This window comes from Bradyrhizobium sp. SPXBL-02 (assembly GCF_051853065.1).
Classification (GTDB): Bacteria; Pseudomonadota; Alphaproteobacteria; order Rhizobiales; family Xanthobacteraceae; genus Bradyrhizobium.
The window spans coordinates 2,781,403-2,802,828 of sequence record NZ_CP182474.1 but is presented as its reverse complement, the minus strand read 5'-3'; the positions used below and the strand labels follow the sequence as shown (position 1 = coordinate 2,802,828).

General features: G+C 64.9%; 20 protein-coding genes. 7 read left to right on the top strand and 13 right to left on the bottom strand.

The window, feature by feature from the left end; genetic code table 11:
* Positions 1-39: 39 nt before the first annotated feature.
* On the top strand, positions 40-618 hold the full coding sequence (locus tag ACNJYD_RS12705) for a hypothetical protein (protein WP_439366550.1): 579 nt from the start codon (positions 40-42) through the stop codon (positions 616-618).
* Between the two features lie 215 nt (positions 619-833).
* A complete protein-coding gene (locus tag ACNJYD_RS12700; protein WP_439366549.1) occupies positions 834-1,181 on the top strand; it encodes an addiction module antidote protein in 348 nt (115 codons plus the stop codon).
* A 115-nt stretch (positions 1,182-1,296) separates the two neighbouring features.
* On the opposite strand, the gene ACNJYD_RS12695 is transcribed toward ACNJYD_RS12700, so the two are convergent.
* The 3 genes from ACNJYD_RS12695 to ACNJYD_RS12685 all read right to left on the bottom strand — a co-directional run bounded on the left by ACNJYD_RS12695 (position 1,297) and on the right by ACNJYD_RS12685 (position 4,641).
* A complete protein-coding gene (locus ACNJYD_RS12695; protein ID WP_439366548.1) occupies positions 1,297-2,094 on the bottom strand; it encodes an enoyl-CoA hydratase/isomerase family protein in 798 nt (265 codons plus the stop codon).
* A 39-nt stretch (positions 2,095-2,133) separates the two neighbouring features.
* Complete coding sequence (locus ACNJYD_RS12690; RefSeq protein WP_439366547.1) at positions 2,134-3,333, bottom strand: pyridoxal-phosphate-dependent aminotransferase family protein; 1,200 nt, start codon at positions 3,331-3,333, stop codon at positions 2,134-2,136.
* Positions 3,334-3,438: 105 nt separating this feature from the next.
* A complete protein-coding gene (locus tag ACNJYD_RS12685; protein ID WP_172785399.1) occupies positions 3,439-4,641 on the bottom strand; it encodes a pyridoxal-phosphate-dependent aminotransferase family protein in 1,203 nt (400 codons plus the stop codon).
* A gap of 134 nt (positions 4,642-4,775) precedes the next feature.
* Here ACNJYD_RS12685 and ACNJYD_RS12680 point away from each other — a divergent pair, with 134 nt between their 5' ends.
* The 3 genes from ACNJYD_RS12680 to ACNJYD_RS12670 all read left to right on the top strand — a co-directional run bounded on the left by ACNJYD_RS12680 (position 4,776) and on the right by ACNJYD_RS12670 (position 9,022).
* Positions 4,776-5,522, top strand: a complete 747-nt coding sequence (locus ACNJYD_RS12680) for a GntR family transcriptional regulator (protein ID WP_212255471.1) — start codon at positions 4,776-4,778, stop codon at positions 5,520-5,522.
* Positions 5,523-5,625: 103 nt separating this feature from the next.
* Positions 5,626-8,601: an FAD-binding and (Fe-S)-binding domain-containing protein gene (locus ACNJYD_RS12675; protein WP_439366546.1), complete on the top strand. Its 2,976-nt coding sequence runs from the start codon at positions 5,626-5,628 to the stop codon at positions 8,599-8,601.
* Positions 8,594-9,022 (top strand): GlcG/HbpS family heme-binding protein, encoded by a 429-nt coding sequence (locus ACNJYD_RS12670; RefSeq protein WP_439366545.1) that lies wholly within the window; start codon positions 8,594-8,596, stop codon positions 9,020-9,022. Before ACNJYD_RS12675 ends, ACNJYD_RS12670 begins: the two co-directional genes overlap by 8 nt.
* Before the next feature lie 290 nt (positions 9,023-9,312).
* Here the strand turns inward: ACNJYD_RS12670 and ACNJYD_RS12665 are convergent, their stop codons facing one another.
* Positions 9,313-10,095, bottom strand: a complete 783-nt coding sequence (locus ACNJYD_RS12665; protein ID WP_439366544.1) for an enoyl-CoA hydratase/isomerase family protein — start codon at positions 10,093-10,095, stop codon at positions 9,313-9,315.
* Positions 10,096-10,273: 178 nt separating this feature from the next.
* On the opposite strand from ACNJYD_RS12665, the gene ACNJYD_RS12660 reads away from it, so the two are divergent.
* Complete coding sequence (locus tag ACNJYD_RS12660; RefSeq protein ID WP_439366543.1) at positions 10,274-11,647, top strand: caspase family protein; 1,374 nt, start codon at positions 10,274-10,276, stop codon at positions 11,645-11,647.
* On the opposite strand, the gene ACNJYD_RS12655 is transcribed toward ACNJYD_RS12660, so the two are convergent.
* The 8 genes from ACNJYD_RS12655 to ACNJYD_RS12620 form a co-directional block, all read right to left on the bottom strand.
* Positions 11,620-13,746 carry a molybdopterin oxidoreductase family protein gene (locus ACNJYD_RS12655; RefSeq protein WP_439366542.1) on the bottom strand — a complete coding sequence of 709 codons (2,127 nt, stop codon included), beginning with the start codon at positions 13,744-13,746 and terminating at the stop codon, positions 11,620-11,622. The genes ACNJYD_RS12660 and ACNJYD_RS12655 overlap by 28 nt on opposite strands.
* A gap of 158 nt (positions 13,747-13,904) precedes the next feature.
* Entirely contained in the window at positions 13,905-14,711 is an 807-nt protein-coding gene (locus tag ACNJYD_RS12650; protein WP_439366541.1) for an SDR family NAD(P)-dependent oxidoreductase, read from the bottom strand.
* A 22-nt stretch (positions 14,712-14,733) separates the two neighbouring features.
* A complete protein-coding gene (locus tag ACNJYD_RS12645) occupies positions 14,734-16,026 on the bottom strand; it encodes a TRAP transporter large permease (RefSeq protein ID WP_172785408.1) in 1,293 nt (430 codons plus the stop codon).
* The gene (locus ACNJYD_RS12640; protein ID WP_172785409.1) at positions 16,017-16,568 is read right to left on the bottom strand and encodes a TRAP transporter small permease; all 552 of its coding nucleotides are present in this window, start codon (positions 16,566-16,568) and stop codon (positions 16,017-16,019) included. The genes ACNJYD_RS12645 and ACNJYD_RS12640 overlap by 10 nt, the downstream gene beginning before the upstream one ends.
* Before the next feature lie 67 nt (positions 16,569-16,635).
* Positions 16,636-17,607: a TRAP transporter substrate-binding protein gene (locus tag ACNJYD_RS12635; RefSeq protein ID WP_212255456.1), complete on the bottom strand. Its 972-nt coding sequence runs from the start codon at positions 17,605-17,607 to the stop codon at positions 16,636-16,638.
* 293 nt (positions 17,608-17,900) lie between these two features.
* Positions 17,901-18,629, bottom strand: coding sequence for a Crp/Fnr family transcriptional regulator (locus tag ACNJYD_RS12630; protein WP_172785411.1), 729 nt, complete (start codon positions 18,627-18,629; stop codon positions 17,901-17,903).
* 277 nt (positions 18,630-18,906) lie between these two features.
* The gene (locus tag ACNJYD_RS12625; RefSeq protein ID WP_260380053.1) at positions 18,907-19,032 is read right to left on the bottom strand and encodes a hypothetical protein; all 126 of its coding nucleotides are present in this window, start codon (positions 19,030-19,032) and stop codon (positions 18,907-18,909) included.
* Between the two features lie 95 nt (positions 19,033-19,127).
* Complete coding sequence (locus ACNJYD_RS12620; RefSeq protein WP_439366540.1) at positions 19,128-19,841, bottom strand: helix-turn-helix domain-containing protein; 714 nt, start codon at positions 19,839-19,841, stop codon at positions 19,128-19,130.
* Between the two features lie 155 nt (positions 19,842-19,996).
* Here ACNJYD_RS12620 and ACNJYD_RS12615 point away from each other — a divergent pair, with 155 nt between their 5' ends.
* Positions 19,997-20,314, top strand: coding sequence for a c-type cytochrome (locus ACNJYD_RS12615; protein WP_260380055.1), 318 nt, complete (start codon positions 19,997-19,999; stop codon positions 20,312-20,314).
* Between the two features lie 6 nt (positions 20,315-20,320).
* Here ACNJYD_RS12615 and ACNJYD_RS12610 read toward each other — a convergent pair whose 3' ends face one another.
* Entirely contained in the window at positions 20,321-21,424 is a 1,104-nt protein-coding gene (locus ACNJYD_RS12610; protein ID WP_439366539.1) for an ABC-type transport auxiliary lipoprotein family protein, read from the bottom strand.
* Between the last annotated feature and the right edge of the window lie 2 nt (positions 21,425-21,426).

Here is a 21,426-nt window from a genome sequence, read left to right as displayed (position 1 = left end):
TTGAACCCCGGCCACGCGCGGAAGAGAACGCGGTGGAAAGTGAATTGGGGAGTTCCCGCCCGAGCCGCTGGCGGCACAGCTAGAGCTGCCGCCCTATCCGGTGACGAGCGACGGGAAATTGCGCGGAAGGCCGCCAAGGCCCGTTGGGCGAGATACCTGCCGCGGGCGACGCATGAAGGCGTCATCCGGTTTGGCGGCATCGAGATTGATGTTGCCGTTCTCGATGACGGACGGCGCCTGGTGACTCAGAGTGGCTTCATGGTGGGCCTAGGTCGCATTCGCCCCCCCAAGGGACGTCAGTATTACAGGAGTGGCGCCAATCTCCCTGCTTTTTTGACAGTCCAGAACCTAAAGCCCTTTATCGGCGAAGAGTTGATTCTGGTCGCTAACCAGATCGAATTCCGTACCAAACAGGGCCTCAAGGCGTTCGGGTACGCGGCCGACTTCCTGTCGGAGGTCTGCGATGTCTTTGCGCGCGCCCAACGAGCCGGAGTCTTAAAGACAACCCAACGCAATATTGCTCACCGCGCCGGAATTATCGCCGAGCACCTCGAAGGCTCAGGTGCGATGCGCATCATCGACGAAGCGACGGGCTATCACGAAACACGCGAAGCGTAGACGCGCGAGGAGCATGTGTAATGCCGGCCATTTGAGAACCTTAGGGGCAGACTAGCGAAGTGCGCTTGATCACTGACCAGGTCAGCGGGTGTACCATGAGCAAGTCTCCAACGGAGTCGCATTGACCGCTTGTGATAGGTCAAGCCAAGATCGGAACATCAGACATGCCAAAGCGATCGCAGCAGCGCGGCTCTGAGCAGAGAGCGAATGTAAGGGTGACTACATTCGATGCTGCGGACTATCTGAAGACGCCGACAGCGATTGCCGCTTATCTGACTGAAGCCTTCGAGACGAATGACCACGCTTACATTTGTAACGCACTCGACACCGCAGCGCGCGCCAAGGGGATGGGTGACATCTCGAAAGCGACCGGCCTCTCTCGTGAGAGTCTCTACAAGACGTTCAAAGCGACCGCAAAACCTGAATTCGAGACGGTCCGAAAGCTCATGAACTCGATCGGCGTCAAATTGGTTGCCAAGCCAATCGATGATCAGCAGGTGAGCTCGACCGGGCCGTCTTTTTCCCCGCATGCCGCCGGCCGGAGACGCCCAGGATCACGCTGACGCGGCCGCGCGCGCATCTCCAACCTGAATTAAATTCGCGCCGGCTGAAGTTTGATGTCGCGTTAGCTCGTCGCAACTATGCCTTTGACACGGCGCAGGCCGGACTGACGCGGGACTACTTGCCCTTCCAGACTGGCGCCCGCTTGTTGAGGAAGGCGTCCATGCCCTCGCGGAAATCTTCGCTCATATAAGCCTTGAGGATCAGGTCCTCGCCTTCCTCGCGCGACAGCGTGCGGCGGATGCGACGCACTGCTTCCTTGGTCGCTTCCAGCGTCAGCGGCGCGTGGCTGGCGACGAGCTTTGCAGTCTCGTCGGCGCGGCGCTGCAGCGTCTCCACGTCAGGCACGACCTCATTGAGCAGGCCGAGCGCCAGAGCCTCCGGCGCCTCGACCAGGCGCGCCTTGAAGATCAGGTCCTTGGTGCGGGCAGGACCGACCAGCGCGACCACGCGGCTGACGTTCGACATCGACAGGCAATTGCCGAGCGTGCGCGCGATCGGAAAACCGATCCGCGTCGTCTCGGTGCCGATGCGAAGATCGCAGCAGGCCGCAATGCCCGCGCCGCCGCCGGTGCAGGCGCCGGCGATCGCCGCGATCACCGGCACGCGGCACTGCTCCAGCGTGCCGAGCACGCGGTCGATGCGCGCCTCGTAGTCGAGCGCATCCTGCGCGGTCTTGAAGGCGCGGAATTGCGAGATGTCCGTGCCGGAAGCGAACGCCTTGTCGCCCGCGCCGGTCAGGATCAGCGCCTTGATCGAACGGTCGGCGTCGATCTCCTCGCAGATCTCCGCCATGCGGTCATACATGGCGAAGGTCATGGCGTTGCGCGCCTGCGGGCGGTTGAAGGTGATCCGCGCGATGCCGTCCGTGACGGAGTAGAGCAGGTCTTCGTTGGTCGTCGTCGGTGCGTTCATCGCGCGCTCACTTTCTTCACTAGTTCAGTCAGGCTGCCTTTAGGCAACCTGAGCCTTGGTCATCGGCACCACGTCGCGTCCCTTCAGGACGTCCATGGCCGCCAGCACGCCGCCGCTTCGGTGCGGGATCTTTGCAAGGTCGAGGCCCATCTCGACGCCTGCGAGCGTGCCCATCAGCATCAGATCGTTGAAATGGCCGATATGGCCGATGCGGAACACCTTGCCCTTGACCTTGTTCAGGCCGGTGCCGAGCGACATGTCGAAGTTTTCCAGCACAACTTTGCGGAAGGCGTCGGCATCAAAGCCCTCGGGCACGCGAACGCCGGTCAGCGCCGGAGAATGCGCGGTGGGATCGGCACATTGCGTCTCCAGGCCCCAAACCTTGACCGCAGCGCGCGTCGCGGCGCTGTGGCGCTTGTGGCGGGTCCAGACGTTCTCCAGCCCCTCCTCCTCCAGCATCTTCACCGCCTCGCGCAGGCCGTAGAGCAGGTTCGTCGCTGGCGTGTAGGGGAAGGTGCCGAGCTTGTTGAAGCTGATGACCTCCTGCCAGTCCCAGTAGGAGCGCATGCCCGGATTGGCCTTGGCGACCGCGAGTGCCTTCTCCGAGACGGCGTTGAAGCCGAGGCCCGGCGGCAGCATCAGGCCCTTCTGCGAGCCGGCGACCGAAACGTCGATGCCCCAGGCATCGTGCTCATATTCCATCGAGCCGAGGCCGGAGATGGTGTCGGCCATCAACAGCGCCGGATGTTTGACACGGTCGAGGATCTTGCGCACCTCCAAGGGAGGAGTCACGCAGCCGGTCGAGGTCTCGTTGTGCACGACGCAGACCGCCTTGATCGCGTGCTGCTTGTCGGCGGCAAGGCGCTTCTCGATCTCGGCGAGGTCGGCGCCATGGCGCCAGTCGCTCGGGATGAAGTCGACGTCGAGCTTGAACTTGTCGGCAATGCCGCGCCAGAGCACGGCGAACTGGCCGGTCTCGCACATCAGGACCTTGTCGCCAGGCGCAAACACGTTGACCATCGCCGCTTCCCAGGCGCCGGTACCGGACGAGGGGAAGATGATCACGGGCTGCTTGGTGCGGAACACGCGCTGCATCGCGGCAAGCACGGCAAAGCCGAGCTCGGCGAACTCCGGACCGCGATGGTCCAAAGTCGGCATGTCCATCGCCCGCAGCACCCGATCGGGCACATTGGTCGGTCCTGGAATCTGTAGGAAATGCCTTCCAGTATGCACGGTCATCGGCGTCCTTCCCGGTCTTGCCCTAGATTTGATGGGCGCCGAATAGCACCATTTGACCGGCTTGTCCCCTCCTCCAAAGGGCCGTTCGGGGATGGCGGACCACCTTTAGGTGCCGACGATCTTCAGGTGCGGGCCGGCATTGCCCTGCGGGCGCTGCTCCAGCAGCTTCATGGCGACATCGACGCCGCCGGAGCGGTGCGGCACGCCGGCCACCGACAGGCCCATCTCGACACCGGTGAGCGCGCCGAGCAGCGTCAGCGCATTGCATTCGCCGAGATGGCCGATGCGGAAGACTTTTCCGGCAACTTTCGACAGGCCCGAGCCGAGCGACATGTTGTAATTGTCGAGCACGACTTTCCGGAACTGATCGGCATCATGCCCCGGCGGCATCAGCACCGCGGTCAGCACCGGCGAGAACTCCGAAGGCTCCTGGCAGAGCACTTCGAGGCCCCAATGATTGACGGCGGCCCGCGTCGCGGCGGCGAGCCGCTGATGCCGCGCAAAAACATTGTCGAGCCCCTCCTCGAGCAGCATCGCGATCGCCTCGCGCAGGCCGTAGAGCAGATTGGTCGCGGGTGTATAGGGGAAGAAGCCCTTGGCGTTGGGCTTGAGCATCTCCTCCCAGTCGAAATAGGAGCGCGGCATCTTGTTGGTCTTGGATGCAGCCAGCGCCTTCTCCGAGATCGCGTTGAAGCCGAGGCCGGGCGGCAGCATGAAACCCTTTTGCGAGCAGCTGACGCTGACGTCGACCTTCCACTCGTCATGACGATAGTCGACCGAGCCGAGCGAGGAGATGGTGTCGACCATCAAGAGCGCCGGATGCGACGCGCGGTCGATAGCGGCGCGGATCTCGGCGATGCGGCTGGTCGCGCCGGTCGAGGTCTCGTTGTGCACGACCATGACGGCCTTGATGGTGCGCGCGGTGTCCTCGGAGAGCTTGGCCTCGATCACCGCCGGATCGGCGCCGCGGCGCCAGTCGCCCGGGACGAAATCGACCTCGATGCCGAAGCGGCCGGCCATCTGCCGCCACATCGTGGCGAAGTGGCCGGTCTCGACCATCAGCACCTTGTCGCCTGGCGACAGCGTGTTGACGATCGCAGCCTCCCAGGCGCCGGTCCCTGACGAAGGGAAGATCACCACCGGCCCCTTGGTCTGAAAGATCTTCTGGCTGCCTTCGAGCACGGTCCGGCCGAGCTCGCCGAATTCGGCGCTGCGGTGGTCGATGACGGGCATGTCCATCGCGCGCAGGACGCGCTCGGGGACCGGGCTCGGGCCCGGAATCTGCAGGAAATGGCGTCCCTGAGGCATGAAAAGCTCCCTTTCGGCGGGTTATGGCCGGCTCTATCGGCTATTTTGCATTCATTCTTTGTCCATTCAATCGAAATCTGGTATTCGATTGCGAAGCGTCGACGCGACCCATCGGGCAAACTACTGTGCTGCAAATGAAATCCACGATTCCCGACACCGGGGTTCCGATCACCCCGCCCGCCGGCACCGGCGATCGCCAGGAAAACCGTCACGAGGCCTCGCTGCATGGCGAGATCCTGCTGCGGCTGCGCGACTACGTGGTCGAAGGCAATATTCCCGAAGGCGCGCGCGTTCCCGAGCGGCAGCTCTGCCAGATGCTCGGCATCTCCCGCACGCCGTTGCGCGAGGCGCTCAAGGTGCTCGCCGCCGAGGGCCTGATCGAGCTACTACCCAACCGCGGCGCACGGGTGCGCCAGCTCAGCCAGCGCGATCTGGAAGAACTGTTCGACGTCATGGCGGGACTGGAAAGCCTGGCTGGGCGCCTCGCCTGCGAAGCCATCACGGATGCGGAAATCACGGCGATCGAGCAGCTGCATTACGAGATGTATGGCCATTATCTGCATCGCGACATGCACGGCTATTTCCAGGCCAACCAGCGCATCCACGAGAGCATTGTCGCGGCCGCGCGCAACGAGACGCTGAAGATTGCCTACGCCAATTTCGCCGGCCGGATCCGACGCGTCCGCTATTCCGCCAATTTCGCCCGCAAGCGGCAGCGCTGGGCGGAAGCCATGCGCGAGCACGAGGCCATCCTCGATGCACTGCGCCGGCGCGCCGGTAGCGAGCTCAGCGACATCCTGTTCCAGCATCTGCGCAACAAGCGGACGGCCGCGATCGAGCACCTGACCGAGCCCCAAGAGGGCGCGCCGGCGTCGCCTTGAAGGCGCCCGGCTTGCTCATTTTGCATTCACAATATAAGCGGTCAGGAATCGTAATGAATAACTCAGCGAGGCTGAGCCTCGCCGGGTCAGTCCGGGATCAGGGATGACGAACGCCTCCTCGCTCGAACGGCGCCTGCGGTCGGAATTGACCGGCGACGTCCTGTTCGACGGCTTCAGCCGAGGCCGCTACGCCACCGACGCCTCGTTCTACCAGATCATGCCATCCGGCGTGGTGGTCCCCAAGTCCATGGACGAGGCCTTGCGGGCCCTGGCGATCGCGCGCGACGAGGGACTGAAGGTCACCCCGCGCGGCGGCGGCACCTCGCAATGCGGCCAGACCGTCAACGACGGCCTCGTGGTCGATCTCTCAAAACACCTCAACCAGATCCTGTCGCTCGATGTCGAAGGCCGCACCTGCGTGGTCGAGCCGGGCATCGTGCTCGACGACCTCAACCGTCAGCTCAAAAAGCACGGCCTGTGGTTTCCGGTCGACGTCTCCACGGCCTCGCGCGCCACCATCGGCGGCATGGCCGGCAACAATTCCTGCGGCGGCCGCAGCCTGCGCTACGGCACCATGCGCGACAACACGCTGTCGATGGAGGCATCGCTCGCCGACGGCACGCTGAGCCGCTTTGGCGAGGTCTCGCGCGATCTCTCCGATCTCGACGCCGGCGACAGCACCCGTGCGCTGTTCCGCGACATGCTCGACCTCGGCACCCGCGAGGCCGACGAGATCGCCGCGCGCTTTCCCAAGGTGCAGCGGCGCGTCGGCGGCTACAATCTCGATGCGCTGGTGCCGCGCAATGCGCCGAACAACATGGCGCATCTCCTAGTCGGCTCGGAAGGCACCCTCGCCTTCACCACCAAGGTCGAGCTGAGGCTGTGGCCCGTGATCCGCAACAAGGCGCTCGGCGTCTGCCATTTCGGCAGCTTCTACGAGGCGATGGACGCGGCCCAGCACCTGGTCAAGCTCAAGCCCATTGCCGTCGAGCTGGTCGATCGCACCATGATCGCGCTCGGCCGCGACATTGCGATGTTTCGCCCGATCATCTCCGCGGCGATCAAGGGCGATCCGGATGCCGTGCTGGTGGTCGAATTCGCCGAAGAAGATCAGGCCGACAATCTGGTGCGCCTCAGGCAGCTCGGTGAACTGATGGGCGATCTCGGCTTTGGCTGGAACAACGCCACGCGCAAATGGGGCGGCGTGGTGGAGATCACCGAGCCGGCGCTGCAGAGCGGCATCGCCGATTTCCGCGCGGCCGGCCTCAACGTCATGATGTCGATGAAGCAGGAAGGCAAGCCCGTCTCCTTCGTCGAGGACTGCGCCGTGCCGCTGCCGCACCTTGCCGACTACACCGCGCGGCTGAACGAGGTGTTTGCCAAGCACGGCACCAGCGGCACGATGTACGCGCACGCCTCGGAGGGCTGCCTGCATGTGCGCCCCGTGCTGAACCTGAAGCTGGAGAAGGACGTCAAGGCGATGCGCGCCATCGCCGAGGAGGCTTTTGCGCTGGTGCGCGAGTACAAGGGCTCGCATTCCGGCGAGCACGGCGACGGCCTGGTGCGCTCGGAATTCCACGAGAGCATGTTCGGCAAGCGTCTCGTCGCCGACTTCAGGGAGGTGAAGCAGCGCTTCGACCCCGCCGGCGTGCTCAATCCCGGCAAGATCGTCGATGCGCCCAGGATGGACGACCGCTCGCTGTTCCGCTTCAAGCCGGATTATCGCGTCGCGGAGCTCAAGACAAAACTCGACTGGTCCGCCTATCCCGGCGCCGGCGGCGGCTTCCAGGGCGCGGTCGAGATGTGCAACAACAATGGCGCCTGTCGCAAGCTCGAGGGCGGCGTGATGTGCCCGTCCTACCGCGCCACGCGCAACGAGAAAGACGTCACCCGCGGCCGCGCCAACACGCTGCGCCTTGCGATCTCCGGCCAGCTCGGCCCCGATGCGCTGTCGTCGGACGAGATGATGGAGACGTTAAAACTCTGCGTCTCCTGTAAGGCCTGCCGCCACGAATGCCCGACCGGTGTCGACATGGCCAAGATGAAGATCGAGGTGCTCGCGGCGCGCGCCGCCTCGCACGGCCTGACACTGCGCGACCGGCTGGTCGGATATCTGCCGCGCTATGCCGGCCTTGCCGCGCGTTTCGCGCCAATCGCGAATTTGCGCAACGGCAGCCCGCTGCTGCGAAAGCTGTTCGAGCGCTTTGCCGGCATCAGCGCGCGTCGGGCGCTCCCCGCCTTCCGCCGCGATGTGTTCGTGCCGCCCTCCGAAAGTGTTGGCCCGGAGACGGGGCGCGAGGTCGTGCTGTTCGCTGACACTTTCAACCGCATCTATGAGCGCGAGAACCTGGACGCGGCGCTGCGCGTGCTCGCGGCTGGCGGCTATCGCGTGCATCTACCAAGACCTGCGAGCGGCAGCCGTCCACTGTGCTGCGGCCGCACGTTCCTCTCGGCTGGTCTCGTCGACGAAGCCAGAGCCGAGCTCGACCGGCTGGTCTCGGCTTTCGCGCCCTACGCGGCGCGTGGCGTGCCGATCGTCGGCCTCGAGCCGAGCTGCCTCCTGACGCTGCGCGACGAGCTCGCATCGCTGCGCAAGGACAGCGACGCCAAGGCGGTCGGCGCCCATGCGCTGACCTTTGAGGAGTTTCTGGTGCGCGAGGCCGAGGCCGGCCGGCTGCAGCTGCCGCTCGGCGGCGTAGCCGACAAAGCCGTCGTGCATGGCCATTGCCATCAAAAATCCTTCGGCGCCTTCAAGCCGGTCGAGCAGGTGCTGCGCCTCGTCCCGGGGCTTGAGGTCGAGACCATCGAGTCGAGCTGTTGCGGCATGGCGGGCGCGTTCGGCTATGGTGCGGATACCTACGATGCCTCGATCGAGATGGCCGAGCTGTCGCTGCTGCCCGCCGTGCGGAAGGCTGACCGGAATACGCTCATCGTCGCCGATGGCACCTCATGCCGACATCAGATCCACGACGGCACGAAGCGCGAGGCGCTTCACGTCGCGCGCGTGCTGGCCATGAGCCTCGATCGCGCCAAAACCAATGCCACCTCTCCAGCTGCAAAGGAAACCAGCCATGGCTGACCTCACCCTCGACACCGCCCGCAAGGTCCTCGACGCCGCCTTCGCGAAGGCCGGCGAGCTGAAGCTGAAGCCGCTGGTCGTCACCATCCTGGACGCGCGCGGCGTGCTCAAGCTCGCAGCCGCGCAGGACGGGACCAGCCTGATGCGCGCCGAGATCGCGCATGGCAAGGCCTATGGCGCCCTCGCGATGGGCATGGGCTCGCGCGCCTTGTTCCAGCGCGCGCAGGAGCAGGCCTATTTCATCGATGCCGTGAACACGATCGCCAAGGGCGCACTGGTGCCGGTCCCCGGCGGCGTGCTGATCATGGACGGCACGACCTTGCTCGGCGCGGTCGGTGTCTCCGGCGACACGTCCGACAATGACGAGACCTGCGCCGTGGCGGGCATCCAGGCGGCGGGGCTGAAGGCGAACGCGGGGTGAGGTGCCGTAGGGTGGGTTAGCACTGTGGGCGCGCAAAGCGCGGCCCGCAGGGCGTAACCCACCGCTTCTGCCTCGACGGAAACAGACAGTGGTGGGTTACGCTGACGCTAACCCACCCTACAAACTGATGGTCGCACACTCTCGTGCCCCGGACGCAGCGCAGCGCCCTTCGCGGTGCGCTGCAGAGCCGGGGCCCATGTCGCTGCACGGGTCCGTGCCGCCCTGGGTCCCGGCTCTGCGCAGCAACGCTGATGCGTTGCAGCGCGTCCGGGACACAAGAGCGGTGCCTCCTACCTCCCCGTCCAGACCGGCTTCCGCTTCTCGCTGAACGCCTTCAGGCCTTCCTTGGCGTCCTCGGTCATCGCGAGCAGCGCGATCTGGCTTTCGGTGTAGGCAATGCTCTCGTCGAACGACATCGAGGCGATCGCGCGCATGGCGTATTTGCCGCGGCGGATCGCGGTCGGGGATTTGTCGACGATGCGGCCGATCAGCCAGTCGACCTTGGCATCGAGCTCGGCGGCAGGCGCGACATAGTTGAGCAGCCCCGCCGCCTGCGCGGCCTTGGCGTCGAACGGCTCGCCCGTGAGCGCCCATTCGTTGACGAGACGAGGCGGAGCGATACGCTGCAGCAGGCTCAGCACTTGCATCGGGAACACGCCGACCTTCACCTCCGGCAGACCGAAGACGACGTGATCGGCCGCAACCGCCATGTCGGTCATGCACAGCAGGCCCATGCCGCCGGCCATGCAGACGCCGCCCACCCGCGCAATCGCCGGCTTGGTGGCGTTCTGTGACAAACGTAACAGATCGGCATAGTCGACATTTGGTTTGGAATGGTCCATCGCGAAAGCCGCGCCGGAATTCTGCAAGTCGGCGCCCGCGCAGAACGCCTTGTCGCCCGCGCCCGTCAGCACGATGACGCGGACGTCCTTGTCGTCATGCGCATCGCGATAGGCTCTTGTGATGCCGGCGATGACCTCGCCGTTCAGCGCGTTGCGTTTCTCCGGCCGGTTGATGGTGATCCAGAACGCCTGCCCGCGCTTCTCGGTGATGACAGCTGTGGGGTCGGTCATGGCATGCTCGCTTGCTTGGTCCCGTTTTGCAGCCATTTGCGGCAGGTCGGGCCGCGCGCGCAAGGGCAATCTGCAAGGTCGCGTCACCATAGCGTGTGGGCGCAACTTCGCTTCGCGATTGAATTGGGGCTTGCGCGCGCTATCCTGACCGGAGATTTGATCACCGATGAGCCATTTCATGCGTGCCGCATTCATGTTGTTGCTGGCAGGACTGGTCGTGCTGAGCGGCGGTGCCGCATGTCCTGCGGCCGACGCCGCGAAGATCGCGCTGGTGATCGGGAACGCGAAATATCCCGACAATGAGTTCGTCCTCAGCGACGTCGCCAACGATGCCCAGGACGTCGCCGAGGAGTTGAAGCGCAGCGGCTTTGTCGTCGACAGGCAGAGCAATATCACCGGCGATGCCATGCGGCAGATGCTGGGCCGCTTCTATGACCGCATCGAGCGCGGCGCGGTGGCGCTGATCTTTTTCGACGGCTTTGCCATCCAGTCCAATCGTCAGACCTATCTGCTGCCGGTCGACGCCCAGATCTGGACCGAGCCGGACGTCTCGCGCGACGGCTTCGGCCTCGACGCCATCCTCGCCGAGATGAACACGCGCGGTGCCGCGATCAAGATCGCGCTGATCGACGCCTCCCGCCGCAACCCGTTCGAGCGGCGCTTCCGCCGCTATTCGGCCGGCCTGGCACCGGCGATCGCACCGAGCAATTCGCTGGTGCTCTACTCCGCCGCGCTCGGCGCGGTCACGGCGAGCGGCAAGACCGATCGCAGCCTGTTCGTCGCCGAGCTGCTGCGCGAAATGCGCGCGCCGAACATCAGCGCCGAGCAGGCCCTGACCAACACCAAGAACGGCGTCGTTGCCGCCACCAACCGCGAGCAAGTGCCCTGGCTGTCCTCCTCGCTGACGACGGACTTCTCGTTCGCAAGCCCGGCGACGCGGCCGCGGGACGACACGGCTCCGGCCAAGCCGGAGGCGCAGACAATCGAGCCGCAGAAGCCGGTCTGCGAGGTGGCCCAGGCGGAGCCTGCTCCGAATGCGGACGAGCTGGCACGAGATCCCGTCCTCGCCGATCTCAGCCGCAAGATCACCGCCAACGCCAACGATGCCATCTCGCGCTACAAGCGCGGCCAAGTCTACGCGATCAAGCGCGCCTATGCGCTCGCCATGCAGGATTTCGACGCGGTGCTCCGCCGCGCGCCCAAGGACGCGGAAGCCTTGAACAATCGCTGCTGGACCCGGGCTGCGACCGGCGACCTGCAAGGCGCGCTCGCCGACTGCAATCTGGCGCTCCAGATCGATCCCGGCTTGAGCGACGCGCTCGACAGCCGCGGGCTCGTCAACCTCAAGCTCGGACGCAATGCCGAAGCGATCAAGGATTATACCGACGCGATCCAGCGCAACCCGCGCTCCTCATCCTCGCTGTTCGGCCGTGGCATCGCCGCGCGCAGAAGCGGTGGCGACGGCGCCACCGACATCGCGCAGGCGAAGTCGATGAACCCGAACATCGCGAAGGAATTCGCAGGCTACGGCGTGACGGAATGCGCGCCCTGAGCTGAGGCCGCCTTCCTGATCCAGACCTTGTTGTCGTGGAACGCCGCGCCGCCGATCGGCGCGATGGTGTCCGCGCCCGTCAGCACGTTGATGCCGCGCCCGCCGATGTGATTACTGTTGGGATGAACGGATTCGGCGATCAGGATGCCGCGCCGCACGCCCTCGAACAGCGTCGCGATCAGCGTGGTCTCGCCGCGGCCGTTGCCGAGCGTCACCGCATCACCATCGGCGATGCCGAGCGCGGCCGCGTCGAGCGGGTGGATCATCACGCTGGCCCTGCCCTCGCGTGCCTGCGAGGACGGCGTCTCGTTGAAGGTGGTGTTGAGGAAGCTGCGCGACGGGCTGGTCGCGAGCCGGAACGGATGGGCCTGGTCGGTGTGCTCGATCACCGCCCAATGATCCGGCAGATCGGGCATCTTGTCGACATCGCCCATGAGCTGGCCGAACGGCGGATGCGCCCAGTCGGCTTTGAAATGGAATTTGCCGTCGGCGTGAGCGAAGCCGTCGAGATAATGCGAGGTGCGGAAATCCGGCTGCAGATCGCGCCAGAGGTCGGCTTCGAGGCCGGCGATGTCGCCGTGATTGCTCAGCTGCAGCGTGGCGTCGATCAATTCGCGCGGGCTCATCTCGAAGCCCGGATGCCTGGCGCCGAGCCGCGGCGCCAGGGCCTGCAACACCTCGTGGTTGGAGCGGCATTCGCCGGGTGGGTCGATCAGCTTCGGCCCGACCGAGATGTGCTGGTGGCCGCCGCCGTAATAGAGGTCGTCATGCTCCATGAACATGGTCGCCGGCAGCACGATGTCGGCCATCTGCGCCGTCTCGGTCATGAACTGCTCATGCACCGCCACGAACAGATCCTCGCGCGCAAAGCCCTGCCGGACCAGCGCCTGCTCTGGCGCCACCGTCATCGGGTTGGTGTTCTGGATCAGCATTGCCTTGACCGGGCCCTTGCCCTGCAGAGCTTCGGCATCGCCGGTAAGGATGCGTCCGATCTGCGACTGGTCGAGCGCGCGCGTCGACTTGTCGATGGCGTCGTGGCCCTCGATGATGGATTCGTTGAAATGCCACAGCGCATAATTGTTGAAGAAGGCGCCGCCGCCTTCATATTGCCAGGCGCCGGTCACCGCGGGAATGCATAGCGCCGCATGCATCTGCGTGGCGCCGTTGCGCGAGCGGGTGAAGCCGTAGCCGAGGCGCAGGAAGGTCCGCTTGGTCTCGCCGACGGCCTTGGCAAACGCCTCGATCTCCGACACCGGGACGCCGCAAATGGCCGAGGCCCATTCCGGCGTGCGCGTCTTGAGATGCGCCTCGAGCTCGGCCGGGCAATCGGTGTATTTGTCCATGTAGGCACGATCGGCATAGCCGTCGCGGAACAGGACATGCATGACGCCACAGGCGAAGGCGCCGTCGGTGCCGGGGCGCAGGATGATCTTGATGTCAGCCTGCTTCATGGTGTCGTTGTCGTAGATGTCGACCGCCGCGATTTTCGCGCCGCGCTCCTTGCGGGCGCGCGAGGCGTGCGTCATCACGTTGACCTGGGTGTTGACGGGATTGGTGCCCCAGATCACGATGAGATCGGACAGCGCCATCTCGCGCGGGTCGACGCCGGCGATCTTACCGGTGCCGATCGCAAAGCCGATGCGCGCGACATTGGCGCAGATGGTCTGATAGAAGCGCGAATATTTCTTCACATGGGTGAGACGGTTGAGCCCGTCGCGCATCACGAGACCCATCGTGCCCGCGTAGTAATAGGGCCAGATCGACTCCGCGCCGAACTCGCGCTCGGCCGCATTGAAGCGGTGTCCGATCTCGTCCAGCGCCTCATCCCAGGAGATCCGCGCGAACTGCCCCGAGCCCTTCGGGCCCGTTCGGCGCAGCGGATAGATCAGCCGCTCGGGGTGATGGATACGCTCGGCGTAGCGGGCGACCTTGGCGCAGACGACGCCGGCGGTGTAGGTCTGCTTCTTCGAACCGCGGACGCGGCCGATGCTGCGGCCGTCGACCACCTCGACATCGAGGGCGCAGGCCGAGGGGCAATCATGCGGGCAGGTCGAATGGCGGATCTCGATCTTCGTGTCGATCTTGGCGTGCTGGTTCATGTCCCAGTTCGTAACACCAAAATACCGCCCAGCCGAGCGCATTTATCCGGCAAGCCCCATGCGATTTGATCAAGGCGCGCGCCGGAGCTTCCTGCTGCGGTTGCGAAGGAAGCCCAGCCAATTGGCCGCGCTACGTACAACCCGAGCTGCGCCTTTCGCTATTTGTGCAACTGGGTGAGACCGGTCGGCGGGCCGTCGACGGCGGTCCAGCCGCCGTCGACGAACAGCGTGCTGCCGCTGACATAGCTCGCGGCGTCCGAGGCGAGATAGGCGACGGCGGTCGCGACCTCGTCGGCGCTGCTCCAGCGGTTGAACACGGTGTGGCCGGCGTAGAGATTGTAGATGTCGGGGCGCTGCTTGAACGGGCCGGTCAGCGCGGTCTCGGCGATGCTCGGCGCGATCGCGTTGACGCGCACGCCGGCGTGCCCGACCTCGGAGGCAAAGCCCTTCACCAGGAGGCCGATCGCCGCCTTGGTGGAGCCGTAGACGCCGAGGCCCGGCTCGATGGTCACCGCGCGCACCGAGGAGCAGGCGATGATGCTGCCGCCCTTCTGCGCGACCATGATGCGGCCGAAGGCCTGGAAGAAAAAGACCGTGCCCTTGACGTTGAGGTTGAGGACGCGGTCGAGATCCTCCTCGGTGTAGTCGAGGATGGTCTTGCGGATGTTGAGCCCCGGCGTCGTCACGGCGATGTCGAGCCGCGGAAATTTCTGCATCACGGTTTTCGCGAGTGCGTCGACGTCCGCGGCGCTCGCGGCGTCGCAAGCCGCTGCCTCCGCCCAGCCGCCCTTGTCGCGAATGCCGGCGGCGGTCGCCTCCGCTGCGTCGAGCGCACGATCGGCGCAGACGACGCGGGCACCGAGATCCGCAAGCGCTTCGGCCGACGACTTGCCGATGCCGGATGCGGCGCCGAGAACGAGCGCGGTCTTGCCGGTGAGATCGAAGAGCTTGCGATAGTCCGTCACTGACAATGTCTCCCTGGTGCTGCTAGCCCTTGTAGCCCATCAAGAGGCGCGGCAGCCACAGCGAGAATGCAGGGACGTAGGTCACGAACATCAGTGCTGCGATGAGCGCGGCATAGAACGGCAGGATGGTGCGCATCACCGCGCCGACCGAGATGCCGCCGATGGCGCAGCCGACGAATTGCGTGGTGCCGACCGGCGGCGTGTTGAGCCCGAGCGCGCAATTGATCAGCATCAGCATGCCGAACTGCACCGGGTCCATGCCCGCCTTCATCGCGATCGGCAGGAAGATCGGGGTGCAGATCAGGATGGTCGCCGCCATGTCCATGAACGTGCCGAGCACGAACAGGATGACGTTGATGAGCAGGAAGATCACCCAGGGCTGCGTCGACACCTTGCTCATCATCGCGCCGGCGAGATCCGCCACCTCGTAAAGTCCCATCAGGTACTGGAACATGGTGGAGACGCCGATCAGCAGCAGCACCACCCCCGTCGTCTTCACCGCCTTGGCGGCGGCGCGCAGGAAGTTGCCCCAGGTCATGGTGCGGTAGATGAAGAAGGTCAGCAGGATCGTGTAGGTGACGGCGATGGCCGCCGATTCGGTTGCCGTGAAGACGCCGGACAGGATGCCGGCCAGGATGATGCCGACGATCAAGAGCCCCGGCAGCGCGGCCGCCAGCGAGCGGACGACCTCGGCCCAGCCCGGGAACTTGCCGGCCGGATAGCCGCGCCTCACCGCGACCGCGTAGGCGGCGACCAGCATGCAGACCATCAGCACCAGGGCCGGCAGGAGACCGGCGGCGATCAGCGCGCCGATCGAGACCTTGCCGCCAGCCGCCAGGGCATAGATGATCATGTTGTGGCTGGTCGGCATCAAGGCGCCCACGAGCGAGGCGTGGGTGGTGACGTTGACGGCGTAGTCGGTGTCGAAGCCTTCCTTCTTCATCATCGGGATCATCACCGCGCCCATCGCCGACACGTCGGCCACGGGGGAGCCCGAGACGCCGCCGAACAACGTGCAGGCGACCACGTTCGACATGCCGAGACCGCCGCGGATGTGCCCGACGAGGTTCTTGGCGAGCTGCACGATCTTATCGGCGACGCCGCCGTGCAGCATCAGCTCACCGCTGAAGACGAAGAACGGAATGGCGAGGAAGGAGAAGATGTTCATCCCCGACATCATCTGCTGGAAGATGACGGCGACCGGCAGGCCCTCGTAGAGGATGGTGCAGATGGCCGACAGGCCGATCGCGAAGGCGACCGGCACGCCGAGGATGAGGAAGCCGAAGAAGGTGGCGCCGAGGATGATCAGTTCCATGACGGGACGACCTCTTCGCCGCGCAGGAGCGCAATGATGTGCTCGATGGAGAATGAGACGATCAGGATGCCGGAGGCGATCAGCGGCACATAGCGGATCACCTCGGGCAGACCGAGATTGGGGATCTTCACGGTGCCGACCGACGCACCGAGGATCCAGCCGTTATAGGCCATGGCAAGGCCGAACACGGCGACCAGAACGTGGATCACGATCTCGATCTTCTCCCGTACGTGATCCGAGAGCATGACCAGCAGGCTGTCCATGCCGATATGCCCGGCATCGCGTACGCCGACGGCGGCGCCGATCAGCGTGACGTAGAGGATCAGGACCAGTGCCAAATTCTCGGTCCAGGTCGGGCTGGAGTTGAGCACGTAACGTCCGAACACCTGGTAGAAGACGATGGCGACGATGACAAGCAGGCCGGTCACCGACAGGTACATGCCAAGGCGCGCGATGGGGGCATTGATCCGCGACAGCAAGCCGGTGGACGGGCGTGCCGCTACGGCCCCCTGCTCGTGACTTGCGACGTGTGGGTCTGTCATCCCGCGCCTCCTTCCGGGGGTCCGGTGCCGCCTCGCGGCGACGCCGGACCCGATCCCCTGACTTGTCTTACTTCGTGTCCTGGATGCGCTTGACGAGGTTCTGCAGCTTCTCGTCGCCGGCGAACTTCTGGTAGACCGGCTTCATCGCATCGACGAACTCCGCCTTGTTGCCGATCGTGATCACCTGGACGCCGGCGGCCTCGACGGTCTTGCGGGCGGCCTGCTCGCGCGCGTCCCAGAGCTTGCGCATCACGGGCACCGATTCCTTGGCGGCCTTGCGGACCATCGCCTGGTCCTCCTTGCTCAGCGTGTCCCAGACCTTTTTCGAGATTACGAGAACTTCGGGCGCGAGGGAGTGCTCGGTGATGTTGTAGAACTTGGCAGCTTCGAAGTGACGGGAGGATTCGTAGGACGGCCAGTTGTTCTCGGCGGCGTCCACGAGGCCGGTCTTGAGGGCGGTATAGACCTCGCCATAGGGCATCGGCGTCGGGTTGGCCCCGAGGCTCTGGATCATGCCGACCCACAGGTCGGATTGCTGGACACGGATCTTCAGGCCCTTCAGGTCGGCCAGCGATTTGACCGGCCCCTTGACGGTGTAGATCGAGCGCGCGCCGCTGTCGTAATAGGCAAGGCCGACCAGACCCGCGGGCTCCATGGCTGCCAGGATCTCATCGCCGATCGGACCGTCGAGCACGGTGCGCATGTGCTGCGTATCCCGGAAGACGAAGGGCAGGCACAAGGCGATGGTCTCGGGCACGAAATTGTTCAGCGGCGATGCGTTGATCCGCATCATGTCGAGCGCGCCGATCTTGAGTTGCTCGATCGTGTCCTTCTCCGAGCCAAGGGCGCCGTTCGGAAACACCTTCACGCCAAGCTTGCCGCCGCTCGCTGCCGCGAGCTGCTGGCCCATGAACTTGACCGCCTCGACGGTCGGATAATCGGCGGGGTGAACGTCGGCGGAGCGGAAATCGCGCGCGGTGGCCAGGGGTGCTGAGACCGCCAGTGCAACGGCTGTGATGATACCGGTGAGCGTCTTCATTTGGGCTTTCCTCCTGGGTTGATTGGATTGATTGTATCGTTGTCGGCCCGGCTGCAGGCCGCCTTGGGTCGCTCCGCTTCAGGTGTGAAGTCAAGCGCCAATGTCGTCCCTAGGGCGGGCGGCATTCTCTGTCCAAGCCAAATCCGGCATCGATCGATGCAAGACTTGCATCGATCGATTTCTGGCGCAATTCGCACTATGGTGGGTATGGCGGGCGGGCTCGACGTCGCTGGCCCGGGCCTCCGAGGGCTGGACCCGCCCGGTCGCCATCATCGACATTTAGGCCCGAGGCATCACTCGCCGTCGAGGCCGCTCTCGGCGAGCTCGCGCAGCGCGTCGGTATCCAGCACGACGATGGCGCCATGCTCGAGGCGGACCCAGTTGCGGCCGGCCCAGGCGCGCAATTGCTTGTTGATGCTCTCGCGCGTCATCCCGACCATCTCGCTGATCTCCTGCTGCGTGATGGCGAGCGTGCCGCTGCCGGAATCGAGCTTGCGCTCTTCGGTGAGACCTAGCAGCGCACTGGCAAGCCGGCCCGGCAAATTCTGCAGGATCACCTGCTCGACCTGCTGACTGGTCCAGCGCAGACGCGCGCACAGCAGCTCGATGAATTTCATCGCCAGCGCCGGCTGGCTCTTCACGAACGGCAGGAAGTCCCGGCGATCGATGACGTAGAGCTCGCAATTGGTATTGGCGGTCGCATCCGCCGACCTGGGCGCGCCGTCGAGCACGGCGATCTCGCCAAAGATCTCTCCCGGACCGATCAGATTGAGGATCGCGTTCCGTCCGTCAGGCGAGGAGGAGGAAATCTTCACCGTGCCAGAAATCACCGCGAACAGATTGTTGCCGGGATCGCCCTTGGCTGCGATCGTCGCGCCACGCTTGACGTTGGTGTGCTTGGCGTAGCGGCAAAGCTGATCGAGCGCCTCCGGCTCCAGATCCGCGAAGATCGGGTGCTTGCGCAGGACCGATAGTTTGTTGCCCGCCTGTTGTCGGGGGTCGCCGGTCTTGTCCTGAGGCACGCCGGAGCTCCTAAGACTACGAGGCATCGAGTTCCTGCGTAGTCAACGTTACCAGGCATTTCAACCGGAAAGCACGCGCTCGATTTGAGCCAAATGCCACGAAAAGGCCGGTAACGTCGGAAGTCAGCAGCCGAAAGCTGCGGCGATGCGTCTTCTTCGACGCAGAGTTGCGGATTACGCAAACCGCGATTGCGTCGAGACGCTGCCGAGGGCCAGCGGCCGCCTGCGCAAGTATCGGCCCTGGCGCGCTGGACTCGGACCTAGACCTGAAGAAGCTTCAGAGCCTGGAATCCGGATCGAGCCGGCCCGCGCCGGTTTGCCGGTCGGCCCAAGCCAAAGCTACGGCGAACGCGACGAAGATCGCGACGACGATAACGGTCACCAGCAACGCGTCAGCAGGCATCATCCCCTCCCGGATTTGTCTCCGGCATTATTTTGCGGGGCATGGCCGCCGTCATTGATCGGGATCAAATTGCCGCGAGCGTCGCGGACAGGAGGTCAGGCTGCGGCGATGGCCTCGACGCGAGCGGGATCGAGCAGTCTGATGCCGCCGTGAATGATCTCGATCACGCCGAGACGCTCCAGCTTGGTAAAGGTGCGGCTGACGGTCTCAATGGTCAGGCCGAGATAATCGGCAATGTCCTGGCGGCTCATCGGAAGCGCGACGATGTCGGACGGACCCTTGAGCGCGACCAGCCGCTCACGCCAGCCGAGCAAAAAAGTCGCGACCTTCTCGTCGGCCGAGCGGCGGCCGAGCAGAACCATATGGTCGCGCGCCTGACTCAACTCGCGAATGGCCAGCTCGTTGATGCGCCTGAGCAATTGCGGCCGCTCTTCGGTGAAGCGGCCGAATGGCCCTTTTGGGAATTGGCACACGTTCACCACGCCGATCGCATCGGCCGAAAAATTGTGCCGGCCGGACAGATTCATCCCCAGGAAATCACCGGGCAAGGCAAAGCCGACGATTTGCCGCCGGCCGTCGGGCAGCAGCTTGTAAAGCCGCATGACGCCTTCGAGGACGTTGTAGAACGAGGTCGTGATGTCCTCCTCGGAAAACACGGTCTCGCCCGAATCGAAATGGACGCGGCGGCCGAGATGCTCGAACTCCCGGAGTTCGGCTGCATCGAGCGACGAGCAGACCGCCGCTCCGCGCACGGCACAATCGTCGCAAAAATGCCCGTTCGGCTCACTCATGACCACGGAAGGCTTCATCCACCGCTCCCCCGCGCCGGCCGCTCCCGACGTCAGGCCGAGTCCACCGCGCGGCTGCATTTTACTGCACCGTGCCGCAGCCGATTGACCCAGATCAAATTTGAGCGGCATCGCCGTCATATTCTGCTTCCACGGTTCGACGGGATGATGTTTCCATGCTGCAAAGCGCACTGCGCCACGGCCTGATTGGGCTGCTTCTGATCACGCCTGCGCTAGCGGCCCCGACCGCCGAACAACGCGGCAAGGCTTTTGCCCGAGCCAATTGCGCACGCTGTCACGCGATCGACCGTGCCTCCAAGAGCCCACTCGAGATCGCACCTCCGCTACGCAACCTGCATAGGCGCTATCCGATCAACAGCCTTGGCGAAGCGCTGGCCGAGGGGATCTCCACCGGACATTCCGACATGCCGGCCTTCGAGCTCAGCCCGGACCAGATCCACGACCTGCTGTCCTACCTGAAGACGCTGGAATAGTCGGCCTCAGACCGCCTGCACGGTCCACCCGATCAGTTCCTTCGCGATGCGTGCGAAGGCCGCATCGAAGGCGGCGACTGAAGCGGCCGGATCGACCTTGTCGAGCTTTTCGCTGGTCTCGATGAGCCGCGATGCGATCACCTTGCCGTTCTTGTCGACGATCCGCGCCGACAATCCGATCTCGGCCCGAGCCTCCCCATCCGTCGCGATCCGAAAGCGCCGGATGTCGATCAGGAGCTGGTAATCCGCCGGCCCGAGATCCGTCGTGCGCAGCGGGGCGTGGGCGATGTCGTAGTTCTCGAAACTGTCGATCAGGCGTGCCTGCACCAGCTTCGGAATGCTGTCAGCCCAGAGGAAGTCCGCAAAGCCCGGCCTGTCCCCGCTGGGCGCGAACAGCATGCGCTGGGTCTGCAGCATCGCCACCGCCGTCGGCTCGGGAATTGCCAGTGAGGCGGACAGCGTCTTGCCGGCTGGCCCGAGATTCTGCGGCGTGCGCAGGTCGTAGGTGACCTTCTGCGCGGGCGTGCCGCCTCCGGTCATCTTGTCGAGGCCCGCCAGGATGCCGTCGATCTTGCCGGTGTTGCGCGCGAGGCCGTCGGAGAAGGTCTTGAAATTGGCGATGGTGTCCTTCAGCGGGCCGGAATTGTCCTGAAGCACCGTGTCGACCCGCCGCAGCGCATCCCGCGCCGCTTGCGTCATGCTCTGGCCGGCTCCGGCCTCCGCGATCAAGGTCGGCAGCTCGCCGGACCTGGCGACGATCACGCCGCCCTCCAACGTCACCACGGGAACGCCGGTCAGGCCCTGGAATTCGAGCCCGACCTTGGTGTCGGCACGAACCGGCGTCGCCGTTGCAACCGAGATCGTGGCATTGACGAAGCGCGGGTTATCGGGCGCGAGCCCGAGCTGGGTGACCTCCCCGACCCGAATGCCGTTGAACAGCACGCCGGCGCCGACCAGGAGGCCAGGCACCGGACCCTGGAATTGCACATGATAGTTCGTGCGCGGCCCGATGCCGCCGGTGTTGTTCAGCCAATAGACGAAGCCGAACACCGCGACGATCGCGGCCAGCACGAAACTGCCGATCAGCACATAGGGAGCGCGGGTTTCCATCT